Here is an 18,851-nt window from a genome sequence, read left to right as displayed (position 1 = left end):
AGCCGCCTGATGTCCGACTTCGTACCTGGACTCGAGGGAGTCGTCGCGTTCGAAACGGAGATCGCCGAACCCGACAAGGAGGGCGGCTCACTCCGCTACCGCGGTGTCGACATCGAAGACCTGGTGGGCCATGTGTCCTTCGGGAATGTGTGGGGGCTGCTGGTCGACGGCGCGTTCAATCCCGGGCTGCCGCCCGCCGAGCCCTTCCCGATCCCGGTGCACTCCGGTGACATCCGGGTCGATGTGCAGTCGGCGCTGGCGATGCTCGCCCCGGTGTGGGGCCTGCAACCGCTGCTGGACATCGACGAGGCGCAGGCTCGCGACGATCTCGCGCGGGCCGCGGTGATGGCCCTTTCGTACGTGGCACAGAGTGCGCGCGGCCAGGGTCTGCCGATGGTCCCGCAGAAGGAGATCGACAAGGCGCAGTCCGTCGTCGAGCGGTTCATGATCCGCTGGCGCGGTGAGCCGGACCCCCGGCATGTGAAGGCCGTCGACGCCTACTGGACCTCGGCCGCCGAGCACGGCATGAATGCCTCCACCTTCACCGCCCGTGTCATCGCCTCCACGGGCGCTGATGTCGCGGCCGCTCTCTCCGGCGCCGTGGGGGCCATGTCGGGTCCGCTGCACGGCGGCGCCCCCTCCCGCGTCCTCGGCATGATCGAGGAGATCGAGCGGACCGGGGACGCGACCGCCTACGTCAAGCACGCACTGGACAAGGGCGAGCGGCTGATGGGCTTCGGGCACCGGGTCTACCGCGCGGAGGACCCGAGGGCGCGGGTGCTGCGCCGCACGGCCAAGGAGCTGGACGCGCCGCGCTTCGAGGTCGCGGAGGCACTGGAGCGGGCGGCACTCGATGAGCTGCACAACCGCCGACCGGACCGGGTCCTCGCCACGAACGTGGAGTTCTGGGCGGCGATCATCCTGGACTTCGCGGAGGTCCCGGCGCACATGTTCACGTCGATGTTCACCTGCGCGCGTACGGCGGGCTGGTCGGCGCACATCCTGGAGCAGAAGCGCACGGGACGGCTGGTGCGGCCGTCCGCGCGCTACATCGGGCCGGGGCCGCGGGAGCCGCGGGAGATCACGGGCTACCAGGACATCACGAACCTCGCGGGCTGAGCAGCCCCGCGCGACGGACCACCGGGTGTCCGGCGGTCACACGTGGCTCAGCCCAGCGCGTCGTCCAGCAGTGCCGCCCACTGCGCGACCACCCTGCGACGGCGCGCGGCGTCATCCGTGAGGAGGTTGGCGAGGCCCAGGCCGCGGGCCATGTCGAGCAGCCCCTGGACCGTTTCGCGTACGCCGGGATGCGATTCGTCCACCTCCAGCAGCTGGACCGCGATCCGATGGGTCTCGCGGCCGACCCTGGCCTCCAGCTCGGTGACGCGCGAGCGCAGCTGCTCCTCGTTCGAGGCCGCCACCCAAAGGTGCAGCGCGGCCCGGAACAGCGGCCCCGTGTAGAGGTCGACGAGGGCCGCGACGACCGCCGTACGGTCCTGGGTCGGGAGCGCCCGCAGGGCCTGCGAGCGCTCCTCCGCCACGTATTCGACCGCCGCCGTGAACAGGTCCTCCCGGGTCGGGAAGTGGTGCTGTGCCGCGCCCCGCGAGACTCCGGCCCGCTCGGCGACCACCGAGACCGTCGAGCCCGCCCAGCCGTGTTCGGCCAGGCAGGCCACCGCGGCTTCGAGCAGCCGCTGCCGGGTGGCCCGGCTGCGGTCCTGCTTGGGCTCCTTGGCCTTCGGCTCCTTGGCGGCGGAGGTCACAACACCCATGCGGGGTCCCGTCGTTCGAGGAAAGACGTCATCCCCTCGCGTGCCTCCGCGGAGGCGAAGAGCGACGCCGAGCGCTGTACAAGATCCTCCGCGTCGCGGTCGAAGGTCTCCAGCACCCTAGCCGCGAGCAGCTCTTTCGACGCGGCCAGCCCTTGCGGCGACGCCCTGCGCAGCCCGTCGAGCACCGGCGCGAGCGCCGCGTCCACATCGTCCGCGGCGAGCGTGATCAGTCCCGTACGAGCGGCCTCCGCCGCGTCGAAGCGCTCCCCCGTGAGGTAGTAGCGCTCGGCCGCGCGCGGGTCCATCCGCGGCAGCAGCGGCAGCGAGATCACGGCGGGCGCGACCCCGATCCGCACCTCCGTGAAGGCGAAGTCGGCGGCACTGGCGGCGGCCGCGATGTCGCAGGCGCCCAGCAGCCCGAGGCCGCCGGCCCGTACATGCCCGGCGACGCGTGCCACCACCGGTTTCGGCAGCGTGACGATCTGCCGCAGCAGAGCGACGAAGGTGTACGGATTGGGCGGGGCCTTCAGATCGGCGCCCGCGCTGAACGTGGAGCCGGTGTGGGTGAGCACCACGGCCCGTACGGACTCGTCCTTGGCGCACTCCCCGAGCTCCCGCCCCAGCTCGCCGACGAGCCGCGCCGACAGGGCGTTGCGGTTCTCCGGCGAGTCGAGTGTCAGGGTGGTGATGCCGCGCTCGTGCGCGGTGGCGAGAAGCGTCATGTGTTCTCCCTCTTGGTCGGCTCCCGGTCCCGCAGTTCACGCCTGAGGATCTTTCCGGAGGCGGCGCGCGGAACCACGCCCGTGAATGAGACACAGCGGATCTTCTTGTACGGCGCGACCCGCTCCGCCACGAAGGCAATCACATCGTCCTCGGTCAGCTCTTCGGCGTCCCGCTGCCGTACGACGTACGCCTTGGGAATCTCGTTCCCGTCCGCGTCGTTCACACCGATCACCGCCGCGTCCGCGATGCCCTCGTGGGTGAGCAGCAGCGCCTCCAGCTCTGCGGGGGCGACCTGGAAGCCCTTGTACTTGATGAGCTCCTTGACCCGGTCGACGACGAAGAGCCAGCCGTCGCCGTCGACGCGTCCGACGTCGCCGGTGTGCACCCAGCCGTCCGCGTCGATCATCTCGGCGGTGGCCTCGGGCCGGCCGAGGTAGCCCTTCATCACCTGCGGTCCGCGGATCGCTATCTCGCCCTCCTCGCCGACGCCGACGTCCTTGCCGGGGTCGGCGAGGGAGACGAGCCGCATCTCGGTCGAGGCGATGAGCTTGCCGACGGTGCCGGGCGGCGGGTTGCCGGCCGCCAGCGGCACCACATGCGTGCCGGGTGACAGCTCGGTCATGCCGTACGCCTGGCCGATGGGCGGGAGTCCGAGCCGCCGGGAGCAGGCCGCTGCCAGTGTGGCGTCCAGGGGAGCGGCCGAGCAGATGATGTAGGTCAGCGAGCCGAGATCGTACTCGGCGACCGCGGGGTGCTTGGCGAGCGCGAGGACGATCGGCGGGGCGACGTACAGACCGTTGATGCGGTGCTTCTCGATCGCCCCGAGGAAGGTGTCGAGCTCGAAGCGGGGCAGTACGACGACGGTGGCGCCGTTGCGCAGCGGGGCGTTCATCAGGGCGGTGAGGCCGTAGATGTGGAAGAACGGCATTACGGCGAGGATGCGGTCGCCGGGGCCCATCGGCATCAGCGGATAGAGCTGGGCGAGGTTGGTGGCGATGGATCGGTGGGTGAGCATCACGCCCTTGGGCACTCCGGTGGTGCCGGAGGAGTACGGCAGGGCGGCGATGTCCTCGGCCGGGTCGATGGCGATGTCCGGCTCCGGCGCGGTCGAGCCGAGCATGTCGAGGACGCTCGCATGCCCGTCGGCCCGGTCGCAGACGAAGATCTCCTCGATGCCGCCGACCAGTTCGGCGGCCCGGCGGGCGACTTCGAGGAGAGGTGAGACGGTGACGATCCAGCGGGCGGAGGAGTCACGGAGCTGTTTGGCGAACTCCTCCGCCGTGGAGAGCGGATGGACGGTGGTGACGGTCGCGCCGGCGCGGGTCGCCCCGTAGAAGACGAAGGGATACGCGACGGTGTTGGGGCTGTGCAGGGCCAGCACATCGCCCTTGCGCAGGCCCGCGTCGGCGAGCGAGGCGGCGACGCGCCGGTGGAAGAGGTCGAGCTGGCGGTAGGTGACGGTGGTGCCGTTCACGCCGTCGATCAGGGCGATCGTGTCGCCGTACTCGGCGGCTGCCCGCCCGAGCACGGCGTCGTGGATCGGCTCGCTGACGGCGGGGACATCTGCGTACTCGCTGCGGAACACGGTTCCAGGCATGTCGGCCCCCTCGCACTGTGTGGACGGCCAGAATCGCCTCTGTCAGTACGACTTGGGGAGACCCAGGGACTGGTGGGATACGTAATTGAGGATCATCTCGCGGCTGACCGGGGCGATCCGGGCGACGCGGGCGGCGGTGATCAGGGACGCAAGGCCGTACTCACGGGTGAGGCCGTTGCCGCCGAGGGTGTGCACGGCCTGGTCGACGGCCTTCACACAGGCCTCGCCGGCCGCGTACTTGGCCATGTTGGCGGCCTCGCCGGCACCGATGTCGTCTCCGGCGTCGTAGAGGGCGGCAGCCTTCTGCATCATCAGTCGGGCGAGTTCGAGCTCGATGTGGGCCTGGGCGAGAGGGTGCGCGATGGCCTGGTGCGCGCCGATGGGTGTTGCCCAGACCTGGCGGGTCTTCGCGTAGTCGATGGCCCTGGCCAGGGCGTAGCGGCCCATCCCGATGCCGAAGGCGGCGGTCATGATGCGTTCGGGATTGAGTCCGGCGAAAAGCTGGAGGAGCCCGGCGTCCTCTCCCCCACAGCCTTCGGCGTGGGAGGTACCCCCACCCACGAGCGCGTCGTCGGGCAGGCGCACCTCGTCCAGTACGAGCTCGAACTGCTTCTCCTGGGCGTGCAGTTCCATGTCGATCTGCGAGCGCTCGAAGCCGTCGGCGTCGCGGGGGACGATGAACAGGCACGGCTTGAGCCTGCCGGTCCTCGCGTCCTCGGTGCGGCCGACGATGAGGGTGGCGTCGGCGATGTCGACGCCGGAGATGAAGACCTTGCGCCCGCTCAGGATCCAGCCGCCGTCCTTCCTGCGCGCTGTCGTCGTGATCCGGTGGGAGTTCGACCCTGCGTCGGGCTCGGTGATGCCGAAGGCCATGGTGAGGCTGCCGTCGGCGAGGCCGGGGAGCCACTGCCGCTTCTGCTGCTGCGTGCCGAAGCGGGCGATGACGGTGCCGCAGATGGCGGGCGAGACGACCATCATGAGGAGGGGACACCCCGCGGCGCCCAACTCCTCCAGGACTATGGAGAGTTCCGCCATACCGCCGCCTCCGCCGCCGTGCTCCTCGGGAAGGTTGACGCCGAGATAGCCGAGCTTGGCGGCCTCGGCCCACAGCTGTTCGCGTTCGTATCCCCGCCCGTGGCGCTGCCCGAGCGCGGCGACGGCGGCACGCAGTGCGGTGTGTTCCTGGCTCTCGATGGTCATGACGCGGTGTCCTCCTCCTGTGTGGCTTCCGCCATTACTTCGTTGACGACGGCGAGCAGGGCGCCGACCTCGACCTGACGGCCGGGTACGGCGTGGAGCGCGGTGAGGATGCCGGAGGCGGGCGAGAGGATGCGGTGCTCCATCTTCATGGCCTCCAGCCAGACGAGCGGCTGCCCCTGGGTGACCCGGGCCCCTTCGGCGAGCCCGTCCCCGATGCGGATGACGGTCCCGGGCATGGGCGCGAGCAGGGACCCGGGCTCGTCGCGGTCCTGCGGATCGGCGAACCGGGGCCGCACGACGAGCGAGTGCGCGCCGGTGGGGCTGTCGACGTGGATGTGCCCGTCGCCGTGATCGGTGACGTGGAAGGGCCGTACGACTCCGTCGATCTCGAGGGCGACGCGATGGGCTGCCACGCTGACGACACGCACGCCGGGCTCGTCGACGAGCTCGAAACCGCCGCCCCGGGTGGGGCGATACCGGATCTCGTGCTCGCCGTACGCCTTGACCTGCGGCTGGGAGGGAAGGTTCCGCCAAGCTCCGGGCCCTGGCGCGGCATCGGCGAGCGCGGCGGCAATCGCGGCGTGCCGCTCCCCGCCGGCGGGCGCGGTGAGCGCGTCGAGGTGCCGCTCGTAGAACCCGGTGTCGAGCCGCGCGGAGGTGAAGTCGGGATGTTCCAGGGACCGTACGAGCAGTGCCCGATTGGTGACGGGCCCGTGCACGCGGGCCCGCCGCAACGCATGCGCGAGCCGGCGCACGGCCTGCTCCCGGGTGGGGGCCCAGGCGATGACCTTGGCGATCACGGGGTCGTAGTGCACGCCGATGGAGTCCCCACCGGCATACCCGGAATCGACGCGCAGGCCAGGGGCTTCCCCCGGCACGTCCAGCGCGTGCAGCACCCCCGTCTGCGGCGTCCATCCGCTCCCCGGGTCCTCCGCGTAGAGCCTCGCCTCCACCGCGTGGCCCCGCGCCCTGGGCGGCTCCGCGGGCAGGGCCGCGCCCTCCGCCACCCGCAGTTGGAGCTCGACCAGGTCGAGGCCGAACACGGCTTCCGTCACCGGGTGTTCCACCTGGAGCCGGGTGTTCATCTCCAGGAAGTGGGCCTGGTCGCCGACGACCAGGAACTCCACCGTCCCCGCGCCCCGGTAGTCCGTCGCCCGGGCCGCCCGTACCGCCATCGCGTACAGGGTCTCGGTGAGTTCAGGGCTCAGTCCCGGAGCCGGTGCCTCCTCGATCACCTTCTGGTGGCGGCGTTGCAGGGAACAGTCGCGGGTGCCCAGCGCCCAGACCGTGCCGTGCGCGTCCGCCAGGATCTGGACCTCGACATGGCGGCCGTTCTCTATGTACGGCTCCAGGAACACCTCGCCGTCGCCGAACGCCGACGCCGCTTCGGACCGGGCCGCCGCCAACTCCCCGGCCAGGGACGCCAGGGAGCGGACGATGCGCATGCCCCGGCCCCCGCCCCCCGCCGCCGCCTTCACCAGGACCGGCAGGTCGGCCTCGGTCAGGGCCGCGGGGTCGAGGGGCGCGCCGCCCATCAGTTCCTTTGCCCGGGTCTTGGACGCCATCGCTTCGATGGACGAAGGAGGCGGGCCGATCCACACCAGGCCGGCGTCCGCCACCGCCCGAGCGAACTCCGCGTTCTCCGACAGGAAGCCGTACCCCGGATGCACCGCGTCCGCCCCCGCCGCGAGCGCCGCCTTCACGATCAACTCGCCCCGCAGATACGTGTCCGCGGGCGCCGCCCCCGGCAGCCGTACCGCCGCGTCCGCCTCCCGTACATGCAGGGCAGCCGCATCCGCGTCCGAGTACACCGCGACCGTCGCGATGCCCAGCTCACGGCAGGTACGGAAGATCCGGCAGGCGATCTCGCCCCGGTTGGCGACAAGTACAGAAGAGATCATCGAAGAGTCCTCACATCCGGAAGACGCCGAAGCCGCCGCGCGCGCCTTCGACCGGGGCCGTGTGAATGGCCGACAGACACAGGCCGAGGACGGTGCGGGTGTCGCGCGGATCGATGACCCCGTCGTCGTACAGCCGTCCCGAGAGGAACATCGGCAGTGACTCCGTCTCGATCTGCTGCTCCACCATCGCCCGCAGCCCCGCGTCCGCCTCCTCGTCGTACGGCTGCCCCTTCGCGGCCGCCGACGCCCGCGCCACGATCGACAGCACGCCCGCCAGCTGCTGCGGCCCCATCACCGCCGACTTGGCACTCGGCCAGGCGAACAGGAACCGGGGGTCGTACGCCCGCCCGCACATGCCGTAGTGCCCGGCTCCGTAGGAGGCCCCCATCAGCACGGACAGGTGCGGGACGCGCGAGTTCGACACCGCGTTGATCATCATCGCGCCGTGCTTGATGATGCCGCCCTGCTCGTACTCCCTGCCGACCATGTAGCCGGTCGTGTTGTGCAGAAAGAGCAGCGGCACATCGCGCTGGTTGGCGAGCTGGATGAACTGCGCTGCCTTCTGCGACTCCGCGCTGAACAGGACGCCCTGCGCATTGGCCAGCACCCCGACCGGATACCCGTGCAGCGAGGCCCACCCAGTCACCAGGCTCGGCCCGTACAGCGGCTTGAACTCGTCGAAGTCCGAGCCGTCGACGATCCGCGCGATCACCTCGCGCGGGTCGAAGGGGGTCTTCAGGTCCTCGGGCACGATGCCGAGGAGCTCCTCCTCGTCGTACTTGGGCGGCTCGGCCGGGCCCGGCTCTGCGTGCGCCTTGCGCCAGTTGAGGCGCGCGACCACGCGCCGCGCCTGCCGCAGCGCATCCGCCTCGTCCACCGCGAAGTAGTCGGCGAGTCCCGACGTACGCGCGTGCATCTCCGCGCCGCCGAGCGACTCGTCGTCGCTCTCCTCCCCCGTCGCCATCTTCACCAGCGGCGGCCCGCCGAGGAAGACCTTCGACCGCTCCTTGATCATGACGGTGTGGTCGGACATGCCGGGGACGTACGCGCCTCCGGCGGTCGAGTTCCCGAACACGACCGCGATGGTCGGAATCCCGGCCGCCGACAGCCTGGTGAGGTCCCGGAACAGCGCCCCGCCGGGGATGAAGATCTCCTTCTGGGAGGGCAGATCCGCCCCGCCGGACTCGACGAGCGAGATGCACGGCAGCCGGTTCGCGTACGCGATCTCGTTGGCGCGCAGCGCCTTTTTCAGCGTCCAGGGGTTGGACGCCCCGCCCCGCACGGTCGGGTCGTTGGCCGTGATCAGGCACTCGACGCCCTCGACGACGCCGATGCCGGTGACCATCGACGCGCCGACCGGACAGTCGCTGCCCCACGCGGCGAGCGGGGACAGCTCCAGGAAGGGCGTGTCCGGGTCGAGCAGCAGCTCGATCCGCTCGCGCGCCAGCAGCTTTCCGCGTCCCCGGTGCCGCGCGACGTACTTCTCGCCGCCACCCGCGAGCGCCTTGGCGTGCTCGGTCTCCAGGGCGGCGAGCCTGTCGAGCATCGCCTCGCGGTGGGCCGCGTATTCCGGTCCCCCGGGATCAAGCGACGACGCGAGCACGGTCACAGCAGTACCTCCGGGATGTCGACGTACCGGCAGCGCAGCCACTCGCCGAGTGCCTTGGCCTGGGGATCGAAGCGGGCCTGCGCGGCCACGCCCTGGCCGAGGATCCCCTCGACCGTGAAGTTCAGGGCGCGCAGATTCGGCAGGACATGGCGTACGACGGGCAGTTCGGCGGTCTCCGGGAGCAGCGCGCGGAAACGGTCCACGGTCAGCTCGTGGGCGAGCCAGCGCCAGGCGTCGTCGGACCTGACCCAGACGCCGACGTTGGCGTCGCCGCCCTTGTCGCCGCTGCGGGCGCCGGCGATCAGGCCGAGGGGTGCGGGATGCCGGGGCCCGTCGGGCAGCCGCGGCGGCAGTTCACCGGCGCCGTCCGGCGGCTCGACCACCTGCGTGCGTACGGGGGTCGGCACCGCGATCTGCCGCCCGTCGGGCAGTACGGCGGTGTGCGTCACCTCGGCCGCGTCGACGTACTCGGCCTCGAAGACCCCGTACGGCGAGCCCTTCCCCGGCGGGGCGGTGACATGGAAGCCCGGGTAGCTGCCGAGCGCGAGCTCGACCGCCGCGCCGGTCACCACCCGCCCGACCTTGTCCGGGTCGCTGTCGCGCACGACGAGCCGCAGATAGGCGCTGGCCCGCTCCTCGGTGTCGCCGTCGGGCCGCTCGGTGCGGGCCAGCTCCCACCGCACCTCGGCCGGGCGGTGCTTGCCGAAGGCGTCCTCCAGCTGGTCCTGCACGAGGCGGGCCTTGGCCTCGATGTCGAGCCCCGTCAGTACGAAGACGACCTCGTTGCGCCAGCCGCCGATGCGGTTGAGCCCGACCTTCAGGGTCGGCGGCGGGGCCTCACCGCGTACGCCGGAGATCCGCACCCGGTCGTCTCCGTCCTGCGTCAGCCGTACGGTGTCGAGGCGGGTGGTCACATCCGGTCCGGCGTACCGGGCGCCCCCGGTCTCGTACAGCAGCTGCGCGGTGACCGTGCCGACGTCGACGAACCCGCCGGTGCCGTCGTGCTTGGTGATGACGCAGGTGCCGTCGGCGTGGATCTCGGCGAGGGGGAAGCCGGGGCGGCGTACGTCATGACTGCTGAAGAACGCGTAGTTGCCGCCGGTGGCCTGGGTGCCGCACTCCAGGACGTGTCCGGCGACGACGGCGCCCGCCAGCCGGTCGTAGTCCGCCGGCCCCCAGCCGAAGCGGGCGACCGCCGGTCCGGTCACCAGCGCCGCATCGGTGACCCGGCCGGTGACGACGACATCGGCGCCGGCGCGCAGGCACTCGGCGATGCCCGCACCGCCGAGGTAGGCGTTGGCGGTGAGAGCGCCGGGGAAACGGGCCGCGAGGTCGTCACCCTCGACGTGCGCGACCTTGACGGGCACTCCGACGCGTTCGGCGAGCGCGCGGACGGCGTCGGCGAGTCCGGCGGGGTTGAGCCCCCCCGCGTTGGCGACGATCTTCACGCCGCGTTCGTGGGCGAGGCCGAGGGTGTCCTCCAGCTGCCTGAGGAAGGTCTTGGCGTAGCCGAGGCGCGGGTCCTTGAGCCGGTCGCGGCCGAGGATGAGCATGGTGAGCTCGGCGAGATAGTCGCCGGTGAGTACGTCGAGGGGCCCACCGGTGAGCATCTCGCGCAGGGCGTCGAAGCGGTCGCCGTAGAACCCGGAGGCGTTTGCGATACGCAGCATCCTCAGGCTCCCCGCGGCGTGCGGCCGGGTCCCGCGGGGCCCGCGAAGGCCTGCGCGATGTCCAGCCACCGGTCGGCGTCGGCGCCCTCGGCCCGTACGGCGAGGTCGGCGCGGTGTGCGCGCTGGGTGACCAGCAGACAGAAGTCGAGGGCGGGCCCGGTCACGCGCTGCGCGGCGCCCTCGGGTCCGTACGCCCAGAGCGTCCCGTCCGGCGCGGTCAGCTCGACCCGGAAGGGCTCGGCGGGCGGCGTCAGCCCCCGTACTCCGAAGGCGTAGTCCCGCGCCCGGACCCCGATGTACGCGACGTGCCGCAGCCGCGTGGTGGGTTCGCGTACGACACCGAGCGCGTCCGCGATGTCCTGGCCGTGCGCCCAGGTCTCCATCAGCCGCCCGGTCGCCATGGACGCGGCGCTCATCGGCGGCCCGTACCAGGGGAAACGGGCACCGGCCGGGGCGGCGCGCAGGGCCTGCTGCAACTGTTCGCGCCCGTCGCGCCAGCGGGCGAGGAGCTGGGCCGGCGGCAGCGCCGCGCCCTCTTCGGCGCCCTCGTCGACGAAGGAGTCGGGCGCGGCGAGTGCCTTCTCGACCTGGGCGGCGAAGGCGTCGGCGTCGGTGACGGCGAGCAGCGCGGCGGAGTCGGTCCAGGCGAGATGGGCGATCTGGTGGGCGATGCTCCAGCGCTCGGCGGGGGTCGGCCCTGCCCACTCCTCCGCGCTCAACTCCCTTACCAACTCGTCGAGTTGATCGCTCTCACTGCGCAGGTCGTCGAGTACGACGGTGGGGTCGGACACGGTGCGCTCCCTCGGGACACGGCGTTGTGTGCCCTGGAGCATGGCAGCGCGACAGAAAACAAGCAAGCATGCTTGCTTTAGATCTGATGCCCTTCTGGCGACTTTCTGGCCACCTGGGTGCGTACGGCGCCCATGCTTGCGGCGATGACCAGCGCGATCGCCAACGCGTCGAGCGCGGAAAGGGCTTGATGCAGCACGAGGAATCCGGCCGTCGCCGCGATAGCCGGCTCCAGGCTCATCAGTACGGCGAAGGTCGGGGCGGGCAGTCGGCGCAGTGCGAGCAGTTCCAGGGTGTACGGCAGTACCGACGACATCAGCGCGACGGCGAGCCCCAGCCCGAGCGTGGCGGGCACGACCAGCTCGGCCCCGGCCTCCGCGATACCGAACGGCAGGCTCAGCACGGCGCCGACGCCCATCGCGAGCGCGAGCCCGTCGGCCTGCGGGAAGCGCCGTCCGGTGCGGGCGCTGAAGACGATGTACGCGGCCCACATCGCGCCCGCGGAGAGCGCGAAGAGCGCGCCGACCGGGTCGAGCCGGTCGAAGCCGCCGCCGCTGAGCAGGACGACGCCGCCGAGCGCGAGGCCCGCCCAGACGAGGTTGACCAGCCGCCGCGACACGATCACCGAGAGCACGAGCGGGCCGAGGACCTCGAAGGTGACCGCGGCGCCGAGCGGGATTCGGTCGGCGGCCTGGTAGAAGAGGATGTTCATTGCGGCCATGACGGTGCCGAAGGCGACGACGGTGCCCCAGTCGGCGCGCGAGTGCCCGCGGAGCGTGGGCCGGCAGACGACGAGCAGTACGAGGGCGGCGAGGACGAGCCGCAGGGTGACGACGCCGAGGGCTCCGGCGCGGGGCATGAGCAGTACGGCGATGGCCGCGCCGAACTGGACGGAGAGCCCGCCGGCGACGACGAGGGCGACGGGGCCGAGGCGGTGGCGGGTGGCGGGGCGTGGGCCGGAGCCGGCCGTGTCCAGGGCTGGGGCGCCGACCGTGTCCAGGGCAGCGGCGGCCTCCGGCTCGTTGGCGACGACAGCGGTGCGGTGCTCGTCCACCGGAAACCTCCCTGGATGCTTTTCGGCCGCCCTCCACGCTACGGGTCTTCGAGCGCTGCGTGAAATACCGACTGGGCTGCCGTTATGCTCCACGCGCATGAGCATCGAGCTACGCCACCTCCGCTGCTTCCTGGCCATCGCGGAGGAGTCCAGCGTGACCAGGGCGGCGGCCCGGCTGCACCTCACCCAGCCCGCGGTCTCCCGGTCGCTGGCCGCGCTGGAGGAACACCTCGGCACCCGGCTGGTGGACCGTTCGACCCATCATCTCGCCCTCACCGCCGAGGGCGAGATCTTCCGCACCAAGGCGGCCGCGGCGGTCGCCGCCTTCGACGAGGCGCTGGACGCGGGCCGGCTGCGCTAGCGGGGCATGGTGGACACGCCTAGCGCGGACGTGGCGGCGGGGCCGGTCATCCTGCCCCTCAAGATCGTCTATGCCGGAACAGGAATAACCTCAAGTCGGCGTGGACGGGCGAAAACAGACTCCGTAGCGTCGGCTTCGGCCGGTCCCGAACCGGGGGCCGAAGACAAGGGGGCGCCATGCCACGAGAGCAACTGACCAGGCCCACCGGCACGTTCAGCGGGCCCAACTGCGACGATGACGACTGCCCGAACATCTATCGGCACACAGACCGGGGTTCCATCGTGGTCCAGGGGGACCTCTATGCGGGCTTCGCCGTGCCCGACGGGGAAGGTCTCGTCGAGATTCCGGAGCACATTCTGAGGGAGGCTGTCCGTGCACTTGGATGGTGACAGCTGGAAGAGGACCTTCGATTCCTTCGCGCTGGATGCGTGGCGTTTCGAGGCCCAGCCCACTTACACCATGCCTCAGGAGGCCGAAAGCTTTGCCCGCTTCCTCAGAGGTGAAGCAAAGCCCGTTGACCACAATTCGCGCTGGCACGAGCGTGTGCGCGACTACGTCGCGTCAGGCAGGAGCATCGGCCGCGTACGCATCGTGCGGCAGCCCCTCACCGACTATCAGCGCTACCAGTTCGCGTGGGGTATTCCGGGCAACATTGAAGCGGGGGAAGACATCCGCGTTCTCCACCGAATTCAGCAGCGATGGCATCGACATCACGGAGGCGGAGGTAGATCAAGGTGTCGGGGCGGGCATCGTCCTTGTGCTCCGACAAGAACAGCCGCACCCGGCCCCGGGCGACCTCTTTGGCTTACTTGGATTCGACTCGTCCGAGCGGATTGGGTCCGGCCGTCAGCGCGTCACGCGCTGCCTGCCAAGCGGAATCCCCGGGGTAGAGCTCGGTGCGGAGGTAGGCCCAGGTGAGCCGCTGGACCGCAGACACTCGCTCGAGGTTCTCGTCCGTGGTCTCGGCGACGTCGTATCCAGAGACCCCGCCGAGCCCGTGCTCTGCGTCAAACAGGGTGAGCAGGGACTTGGGGCCCGGGGAGAGGAAGTAGGGATCGGTGTGCCACTCCGGGCCCCGAACCGTCAGGTGCGCAGAGTCGTCCTTGTCGCCGGCGACCACGAGCGAGGGGGTCGTCATCCTGGAGAAGTCCGTGGTCATGAAGAAGGAGTAGTTCTCGACCGTGAACTCGGTGAGGGCATCGCCGCCTCGACCGGGCGCGGCAAGCAGCACACCCGCCTTGATCCGGGGCTCGGCAAGGTTCACTTCCGTTCCGTCGTGCGGATCGGTGAGCCGGGCGCCCAGCAGCAAGCTCGCGGTGTGTCCGCCCATCGAGTGCCCGGCCACGGCGACCTTGCTTCGGTCCAGGCGCCCGAGGAGCTGCGGGACGGCGGCCTCGATCGCGTCGAGTTGGTCGAGGATGCGTTTCATGTCCTCGGCTCGTGATCGCCAGTGCGGAGGAGCCGCGGGGGTGTCGGGATCCAGGGTCCGGCTCAGCGTCTTGGAGTCCAGATGGGTGGGCTGGATCACGACGAAGCCGTGTGCCGCCCAGAAGTTGGCGAGGGGGGCGTAGCCGTTCAGTGAGGAGAGATTGTTCGAGTAGCCGAGACCGTGGGAGAGGAGGATGACCGGCAGGTCGCTCCCGGTCACCGGGGCGGAGACCCGCACCTGAAGGTCCACAGCACGGCCGGGAGCCGGTAGCACCACTGGACTGACCGAGAGGACGGGAGTGGGTGAGCTGACGGTGTCGGATGTGTAGGGCGATGCACTCATGATGGGCCTTTCCCTTCGATGGCCTCTGCCGCCGGTCGCATGCGGCTGGCGGTGGGGAGGCGGTCGGGGACGTCCGGATTCAGCTACGCTGAAAGCGGAGCGCCGTTCCACTTAATATACGGAACACTGCTCCACTTGTAAACGGAACAGCGTTCCGCTTAGTCGGCGGCCGTCGGAAGGAAGAGCGTGGTGCCTGCTGCAAGCCACTCCGGGGAGGTGCCGGCCCGAAGCAAGCGGGCCGACGCGCTGCGCAACCAGCAGACGCTGCTTGCCGCCGCTGCTGCGGTGTTCGTCACCTCCGGCGTCGATGCGCCAATCCGTGAGATCGCGGCCAGAGCGGGAGTCGGGATGGGGACGATCTACCGCAACTTCCCGACTCGGGCGGATCTCGTCGTCGCCGTCTACCGCCACCAGGTCGAGGCATGCGCCGAGGCCGGCCCGAGCCTGCTGGTCAGTGCCGACTCTCCGCTCGCAGCACTCCGTCAGTGGGCGGACCTCTTCGTTGACTTCCTGGTCACGAAGCACGGACTCGCCAACGCACTGCAATCGGACAGCAGCGGCTTCGACGCGCTGCACACCTACTTCCTCGACCGCTTGGTGCCCGTCTGCACGCAATTGCTCGACGCCGCAGTCAATGCCGGCGAAATCAGGCCCGGTACGCAGGCCTACGAACTGATGCGTGGCATCGGCAACCTCTGCATCGGACGTGACAGCGACCCTCGCTATGACCCCCGCCGATTGGTCGAACTGCTCCTTCAGGGACTACAGCGGCCGCAGTCATCCTGATGTCGACCCTGAGCCCGAATGGCGAGGGGCTGTTCGGGCAGCGTTGTGTCGTCAGGCTGCCCGGGGGCTGAACGAGTACGCGCCCGGCCCGCGCATGGAGCCGACAGCGGGCCCCCGGACATGCCCCGTGGTAGACCGGGCTCATGAAGCGCGACGAGCTCATGTGGTTCCTTCGCCGGTACAAGCTCGCCGTCCAGGCGACCGTCGCCCCGGACGGCGCCCCCCAGGCCGCCGTCGTCGGATTCGCCGTCAGTGACGAGTTGGAGATCGTCTTCGACACCGTCGAGACGACCCGCAAGTGCCTCAACCTCCACGCCGACCCCCGTATCGCGCTCGTCGTCGGCTGGGACGACGCGATCAGCGCGCAGATCGAGGGCGTCGCCGACTTCCCCACCGGCCCCGATCTCGAACGCCTTCTCGCGTCCTACTTCGCCGTGTATCCCGACGGCCGGGACCGGCTCGCATGGCCCGGGATCACGCATGTCCGGGTGCGGCCGGCCTGGGTGCGGTACAGCGACTTCACCCAGGACCCGCCGTTGATCGAGGAACTCACCTTCGGGTGACTCACAGGCCTTCCGCCAGCACCTCCGCCAGATGCCGCGCCCGCCGTCCCCCCAGCTGCTCCAGTTGCGCCAGCTGCGTACGGCACGAGAAGCCGTCCGCCAGGATCTCCGCGTCCTCCGCCGCCGCGCGGACCGATGGCAGCAGTTGGTCCTCCGCGCACGCCACCGACACCCCGTAGTGGCCCTTCTCGAAGCCGAAGTTGCCCGCGAGCCCGCAGCAGCCACCGCTCAGTTCGCCCGCCAGGCCTGCCCGTTCACGCAGCCGGCGGTCCGCCGCGTCGCCCAGGACCGCGTGCTGGTGGCAGTGGGTCTGGCCCGCGACCGGGCGGCCGACCCGGGGCGGCTCCCAGTCGGGGGCGCACTCCTCAAGGGCCTGGGCAAAGGTGCGGACGGATGCCGCAAGGAGGGCCGCTCGAGGGTCGTCGCCGAGCAGTTCCGGGAGGTCCGTCTTCAGCGCCGCCGCACAGCTCGGTTCGAGGACGACCACGGGGACGGCCAGATCCAGCAGCGGCTCCACCGTGTCCAGCGTGTGCCGCAGCACTGCCCGCGCGCGGTCGAGCTGGCCCGTCGAGACGTACGTCAGGCCGCAGCAGACCCGGCCCGGCGGGAGTGCGATGTCCATGCCCGCCGCCTCCATGACCCGTACCGCCGCGCGGCCCACGGACGGTGAGAGGTGGTCGGTGAAGGTGTCCGGCCACAGCACCGCCGTACGGCTCTTCGCGAAGACCTCGGTCCGGTCCCCCATGTGCTCCCGCAGCCAGCGCCGCAGGGTTACGGGAGCGAGCCGGGGGAGATCGCGTTCCGGGGCGATCCCGGCCACGCGCTTCGCGAGCGCCGCCAGCGGGCGCACCCGCGACACCGCGTTGACCGTTCGCGCGAAGGGCGCGGCCGCCCGCAGCCACAGCGGCAGGCGGCCCATCGCGTAGTGCGACGCGGGACGCAGCCGGCCCGCGTAGTGGTGGTGCAGGAATTCCGCCTTGTACGTGGCCATGTCGACGCCGACCGGGCAGTCACTGCGGCACCCCTTGCAGGACAGGCACAGATCGAGCGCGTCCCGCACCTCCGTCGAGCGCCAGCCGTCGCGTACGACATCGCCCGCCAGCATCTCGTGCAGCAGACGGGCCCGCCCACGCGTCGAGTGCTGCTCCTCGCCCGTCGCCCGGAACGACGGGCACATCACGTCCGGTCCCGAACTCGGTCCCGCAACACGGCACTTGGCGACGCCCACACAGCGGCGCACCGCCCCCGCGAAGTCCCCGTCGTCGTGCGGATAGCCGAACTCCACCTCCACCGGCTTGCTGGGCAGGACGGCGAAGCGGAGGTTCTCGTCCAGTCGCGCGGGCCGGGCCAGCATGCCGGGGTTCATCCCGCCCGCCGGGTCCCACAGGTCCTTGAACCGGCCGAAGAGGGTGACCAGTTCGTCGCCGTACATCTTCGGCAGCAGCTCCGCGCGGGCCTGCCCGTCGCCGTGTTCGCCCGACAGCGAGCCGCCGTGCGCGACGACGAGCTCCGCCGCCTCCTCCGAGAAGCGCCGGAAGGCCCGCACGCCCTTGGCGCTCATCAGGTCGAAGTCGATCCGGATATGGATGCAGCCGTCGCCGAAGTGTCCGTACGGCGTGCCGCGCAGGCCGTGCTCGGCGAGCAGGGCCCGGAAGTCGCGCAGATACGCCCCGAGCCGGGCGGGCGGCACCGCGCAGTCCTCCCAGCCGGGCCAGGCCTCGCCGCCGTCGGCCGTACGGGTCGCCGTGCCCGCCGCGTCCTCCCGTACCCGCCACAGCGCCCGCATGCCGGCCGCATCGTCCACCACCGTGCCGTCCAGCGCGTCCGCCGCGCGCACGACGGCGGACGCGTGGGCGCGCGCCTCGGCCGCCGTGTCGCCGCCCGTCTCCACGAAGAGCCAGGCACCGCCGCGCGGCAGTCCCCGCACGTCCGGCACCAGGTCCTCGGCCATGCCCTCGACGGTGAGCGGCCCAAAGCTGAGCAGCCCGGGGGCCGCCTCGGCGGCCGCGCTCTCGTCCGGGTATCCGAGCACCGCGAGCGCACGGGCGCGCGGCGCCTCGACCAGGCGTACGGTCGCCTCCGTCACCACCCCCAGCGTGCCCTCGCTGCCGCAGAACGCCCGCACCAGATCGGCGCCCCGCTCGGGCAGCAGGGCGTCCAGAGCATAGCCGGAGATACGGCGGGGCAGCCCGTCGGGATAGCCGGTCCGCAGCAGCGCCAGATTCCGGTCGACCAGCTCGCGCAGGCCGGTGGGCGCGCCCGCCCAGGCCCGGCCCAGCCGGAGCTCGGCGCCGCCGTACGTCACGACCGACAGTCCGCGGATGTTGTCGGCGGTCGTGCCCCACGCCACCGAGTGCGAACCGCAGGAGTTGTTGCCGATCATTCCGCCGAGCGTGCAGCGGTTGTGCGTGGACGGATCGGGCCCGAAGGTCAGCCCGTCGGGCCGTACGGCGTCACGCAGCGTGTCCAGTACGACGCCGGGCTGCACCACCGCGGTGTGCGCCTCGGTGTCCACGTGCACCACGGCGTTCATATGGCGGGTGAAATCCAGCACCACGCCGATGCCGGTGGCCTGCCCCGCGATCGACGTGCCCGCGCCGCGGGGCACCACCGGCACCCCCCGGGTCCGGCACACCTCCAGCGCGACGGCCACGTCGTCCGCGTCGCGCGGCGCGACGACGCCGACCGGCACGCGCCGGTAGTTGGACGCGTCCATGGTCATCAGTGCGCGGGCGGCCGCGGAGAAGTCCACCTCGCCGCGCACCGCCTGCGCGAGGGCGCGCGCCAGCTCGCCCGCCTCACGTGAACCCGCGTCACGCGAACCCGCCTCACGCGCCCCCGGTCCACCCGAGCCCCGACCGCCCGAACCCGCCTCGTGCGAGCCGGACCCGCCGGAATCCGACCCGCCCGGACCATCTCCGCCCCGCCGCACCTGTCGCTGTTCAGCCATGTGTCTCAGGATGCCCCTGTAGCTCTTCTCACACCGCTCGTCACACCAGCGGGATACCTGCCGGTTGCGCCCGGTGCGTCGCCCCAGCCCTTGGCAAAGCCCCCC

General features: G+C 71.3%; 15 protein-coding genes and 3 pseudogenes. 6 read left to right on the top strand and 12 right to left on the bottom strand.

The features are described 5' to 3' along the window. Window positions 1-9 precede the first annotated feature (9 nt). On the top strand, window positions 10-1,119 hold the full coding sequence (locus ACQEVG_RS01955) for a citrate synthase 2 (RefSeq protein WP_432975989.1): 1,110 nt from the start codon (window positions 10-12) through the stop codon (window positions 1,117-1,119). A 47-nt stretch (window positions 1,120-1,166) separates the two neighbouring features. Here ACQEVG_RS01955 and ACQEVG_RS01950 read toward each other — a convergent pair whose 3' ends face one another. From ACQEVG_RS01950 to ACQEVG_RS01910, 9 genes are all read right to left on the bottom strand, one after another. Continuing rightward, window positions 1,167-1,772, bottom strand: coding sequence for a TetR/AcrR family transcriptional regulator (locus ACQEVG_RS01950; protein WP_432975986.1), 606 nt, complete (start codon window positions 1,770-1,772; stop codon window positions 1,167-1,169). Beyond that, window positions 1,760-2,494 (bottom strand): enoyl-CoA hydratase family protein, encoded by a 735-nt coding sequence (locus ACQEVG_RS01945; protein WP_432975983.1) that lies wholly within the window; start codon window positions 2,492-2,494, stop codon window positions 1,760-1,762. Before ACQEVG_RS01945 ends, ACQEVG_RS01950 begins: the two co-directional genes overlap by 13 nt. Further along, the gene (locus tag ACQEVG_RS01940; RefSeq protein ID WP_432975980.1) at window positions 2,491-4,092 is read right to left on the bottom strand and encodes a 4-coumarate--CoA ligase family protein; all 1,602 of its coding nucleotides are present in this window, start codon (window positions 4,090-4,092) and stop codon (window positions 2,491-2,493) included. Before ACQEVG_RS01940 ends, ACQEVG_RS01945 begins: the two co-directional genes overlap by 4 nt. A gap of 42 nt (window positions 4,093-4,134) precedes the next feature. Then, a complete protein-coding gene (locus ACQEVG_RS01935) occupies window positions 4,135-5,292 on the bottom strand; it encodes an acyl-CoA dehydrogenase family protein (RefSeq protein ID WP_432975977.1) in 1,158 nt (385 codons plus the stop codon). Then, a complete protein-coding gene (locus ACQEVG_RS01930; RefSeq protein ID WP_432975974.1) occupies window positions 5,289-7,193 on the bottom strand; it encodes a biotin carboxylase N-terminal domain-containing protein in 1,905 nt (634 codons plus the stop codon). The genes ACQEVG_RS01935 and ACQEVG_RS01930 overlap by 4 nt, the downstream gene beginning before the upstream one ends. Before the next feature lie 10 nt (window positions 7,194-7,203). Beyond that, window positions 7,204-8,802, bottom strand: a complete 1,599-nt coding sequence (locus ACQEVG_RS01925) for an acyl-CoA carboxylase subunit beta (protein WP_432975971.1) — start codon at window positions 8,800-8,802, stop codon at window positions 7,204-7,206. Then, window positions 8,799-10,472, bottom strand: a complete 1,674-nt coding sequence (locus ACQEVG_RS01920; RefSeq protein WP_432975968.1) for an acyclic terpene utilization AtuA family protein — start codon at window positions 10,470-10,472, stop codon at window positions 8,799-8,801. The genes ACQEVG_RS01925 and ACQEVG_RS01920 overlap by 4 nt, the downstream gene beginning before the upstream one ends. A gap of 2 nt (window positions 10,473-10,474) precedes the next feature. After that, the gene (locus ACQEVG_RS01915) at window positions 10,475-11,263 is read right to left on the bottom strand and encodes a TIGR03084 family metal-binding protein (RefSeq protein ID WP_432975965.1); all 789 of its coding nucleotides are present in this window, start codon (window positions 11,261-11,263) and stop codon (window positions 10,475-10,477) included. A 77-nt stretch (window positions 11,264-11,340) separates the two neighbouring features. Continuing rightward, window positions 11,341-12,237: an EamA family transporter gene (locus ACQEVG_RS01910; RefSeq protein WP_432984947.1), complete on the bottom strand. Its 897-nt coding sequence runs from the start codon at window positions 12,235-12,237 to the stop codon at window positions 11,341-11,343. Between the two features lie 175 nt (window positions 12,238-12,412). On the opposite strand from ACQEVG_RS01910, the pseudogene ACQEVG_RS01905 reads away from it, so the two are divergent. The 3 genes and pseudogenes from ACQEVG_RS01905 to ACQEVG_RS01895 all read left to right on the top strand — a co-directional run. Then, window positions 12,413-12,673: pseudogene (locus ACQEVG_RS01905) on the top strand (LysR family transcriptional regulator); the annotation flags it as partial. A gap of 179 nt (window positions 12,674-12,852) precedes the next feature. Beyond that, entirely contained in the window at window positions 12,853-13,065 is a 213-nt protein-coding gene (locus ACQEVG_RS01900) for a hypothetical protein (RefSeq protein ID WP_432975962.1), read from the top strand. After that, window positions 13,049-13,357: pseudogene (locus ACQEVG_RS01895) on the top strand (DUF6879 family protein); the annotation flags it as partial. The gene ACQEVG_RS01900 and the pseudogene ACQEVG_RS01895, both read left to right, overlap by 17 nt. 1 nt (window position 13,358) lies before the next feature. Here the strand turns inward: ACQEVG_RS01895 and ACQEVG_RS01890 are convergent. Continuing rightward, a pseudogene (locus tag ACQEVG_RS01890) lies at window positions 13,359-13,475 on the bottom strand (VOC family protein); the annotation flags it as partial. Between the two features lie 6 nt (window positions 13,476-13,481). Further along, on the bottom strand, window positions 13,482-14,447 hold the full coding sequence (locus ACQEVG_RS01885) for an alpha/beta hydrolase family protein (RefSeq protein WP_432975959.1): 966 nt from the start codon (window positions 14,445-14,447) through the stop codon (window positions 13,482-13,484). Between the two features lie 189 nt (window positions 14,448-14,636). Between ACQEVG_RS01885 and ACQEVG_RS01880 the strand changes: the two genes are divergently transcribed. Next, entirely contained in the window at window positions 14,637-15,233 is a 597-nt protein-coding gene (locus tag ACQEVG_RS01880; protein ID WP_432975956.1) for a TetR/AcrR family transcriptional regulator, read from the top strand. A gap of 143 nt (window positions 15,234-15,376) precedes the next feature. Beyond that, on the top strand, window positions 15,377-15,796 hold the full coding sequence (locus tag ACQEVG_RS01875; RefSeq protein ID WP_432975953.1) for a pyridoxamine 5'-phosphate oxidase family protein: 420 nt from the start codon (window positions 15,377-15,379) through the stop codon (window positions 15,794-15,796). Between the two features lies 1 nt (window position 15,797). Here ACQEVG_RS01875 and ACQEVG_RS01870 read toward each other — a convergent pair whose 3' ends face one another. Then, complete coding sequence (locus ACQEVG_RS01870; protein ID WP_432975950.1) at window positions 15,798-18,746, bottom strand: FAD-binding and (Fe-S)-binding domain-containing protein; 2,949 nt, start codon at window positions 18,744-18,746, stop codon at window positions 15,798-15,800. Window positions 18,747-18,851: the final 105 nt, after the last annotated feature.

The sequence above is a fragment of the Streptomyces sp. CA-135486 genome, assembly GCF_050936555.1.
In the GTDB taxonomy this organism is placed as follows: domain Bacteria; phylum Actinomycetota; class Actinomycetes; order Streptomycetales; family Streptomycetaceae; genus Streptomyces.
This window is presented reverse-complemented; position numbering and strand designations above follow the sequence as displayed.

What these genes read in the sequence shown, in the direction of transcription:
- ACQEVG_RS01900 (WP_432975962.1), top strand. Translation starts at nt 12,853, where the DNA reads ATGCCACGAGAGCAACTGACCAGGCCCACCGGCACGTTCAGCGGGCCC.
- ACQEVG_RS01955 (WP_432975989.1), top strand. Translation starts at nt 10, where the DNA reads ATGTCCGACTTCGTACCTGGACTCGAGGGAGTCGTCGCGTTCGAAACG.
- ACQEVG_RS01945 (WP_432975983.1), bottom strand. Translation starts at nt 2,494, where the DNA reads ATGACGCTTCTCGCCACCGCGCACGAGCGCGGCATCACCACCCTGACA.
- ACQEVG_RS01930 (WP_432975974.1), bottom strand. Translation starts at nt 7,193, where the DNA reads ATGATCTCTTCTGTACTTGTCGCCAACCGGGGCGAGATCGCCTGCCGG.
- ACQEVG_RS01885 (WP_432975959.1), bottom strand. Translation starts at nt 14,447, where the DNA reads ATGAGTGCATCGCCCTACACATCCGACACCGTCAGCTCACCCACTCCC.
- ACQEVG_RS01950 (WP_432975986.1), bottom strand. Translation starts at nt 1,772, where the DNA reads ATGGGTGTTGTGACCTCCGCCGCCAAGGAGCCGAAGGCCAAGGAGCCC.
- ACQEVG_RS01920 (WP_432975968.1), bottom strand. Translation starts at nt 10,472, where the DNA reads ATGCTGCGTATCGCAAACGCCTCCGGGTTCTACGGCGACCGCTTCGAC.
- ACQEVG_RS01870 (WP_432975950.1), bottom strand. Translation starts at nt 18,746, where the DNA reads ATGGCTGAACAGCGACAGGTGCGGCGGGGCGGAGATGGTCCGGGCGGG.
- ACQEVG_RS01935 (WP_432975977.1), bottom strand. Translation starts at nt 5,292, where the DNA reads ATGACCATCGAGAGCCAGGAACACACCGCACTGCGTGCCGCCGTCGCC.
- ACQEVG_RS01940 (WP_432975980.1), bottom strand. Translation starts at nt 4,092, where the DNA reads ATGCCTGGAACCGTGTTCCGCAGCGAGTACGCAGATGTCCCCGCCGTC.
- ACQEVG_RS01875 (WP_432975953.1), top strand. Translation starts at nt 15,377, where the DNA reads ATGAAGCGCGACGAGCTCATGTGGTTCCTTCGCCGGTACAAGCTCGCC.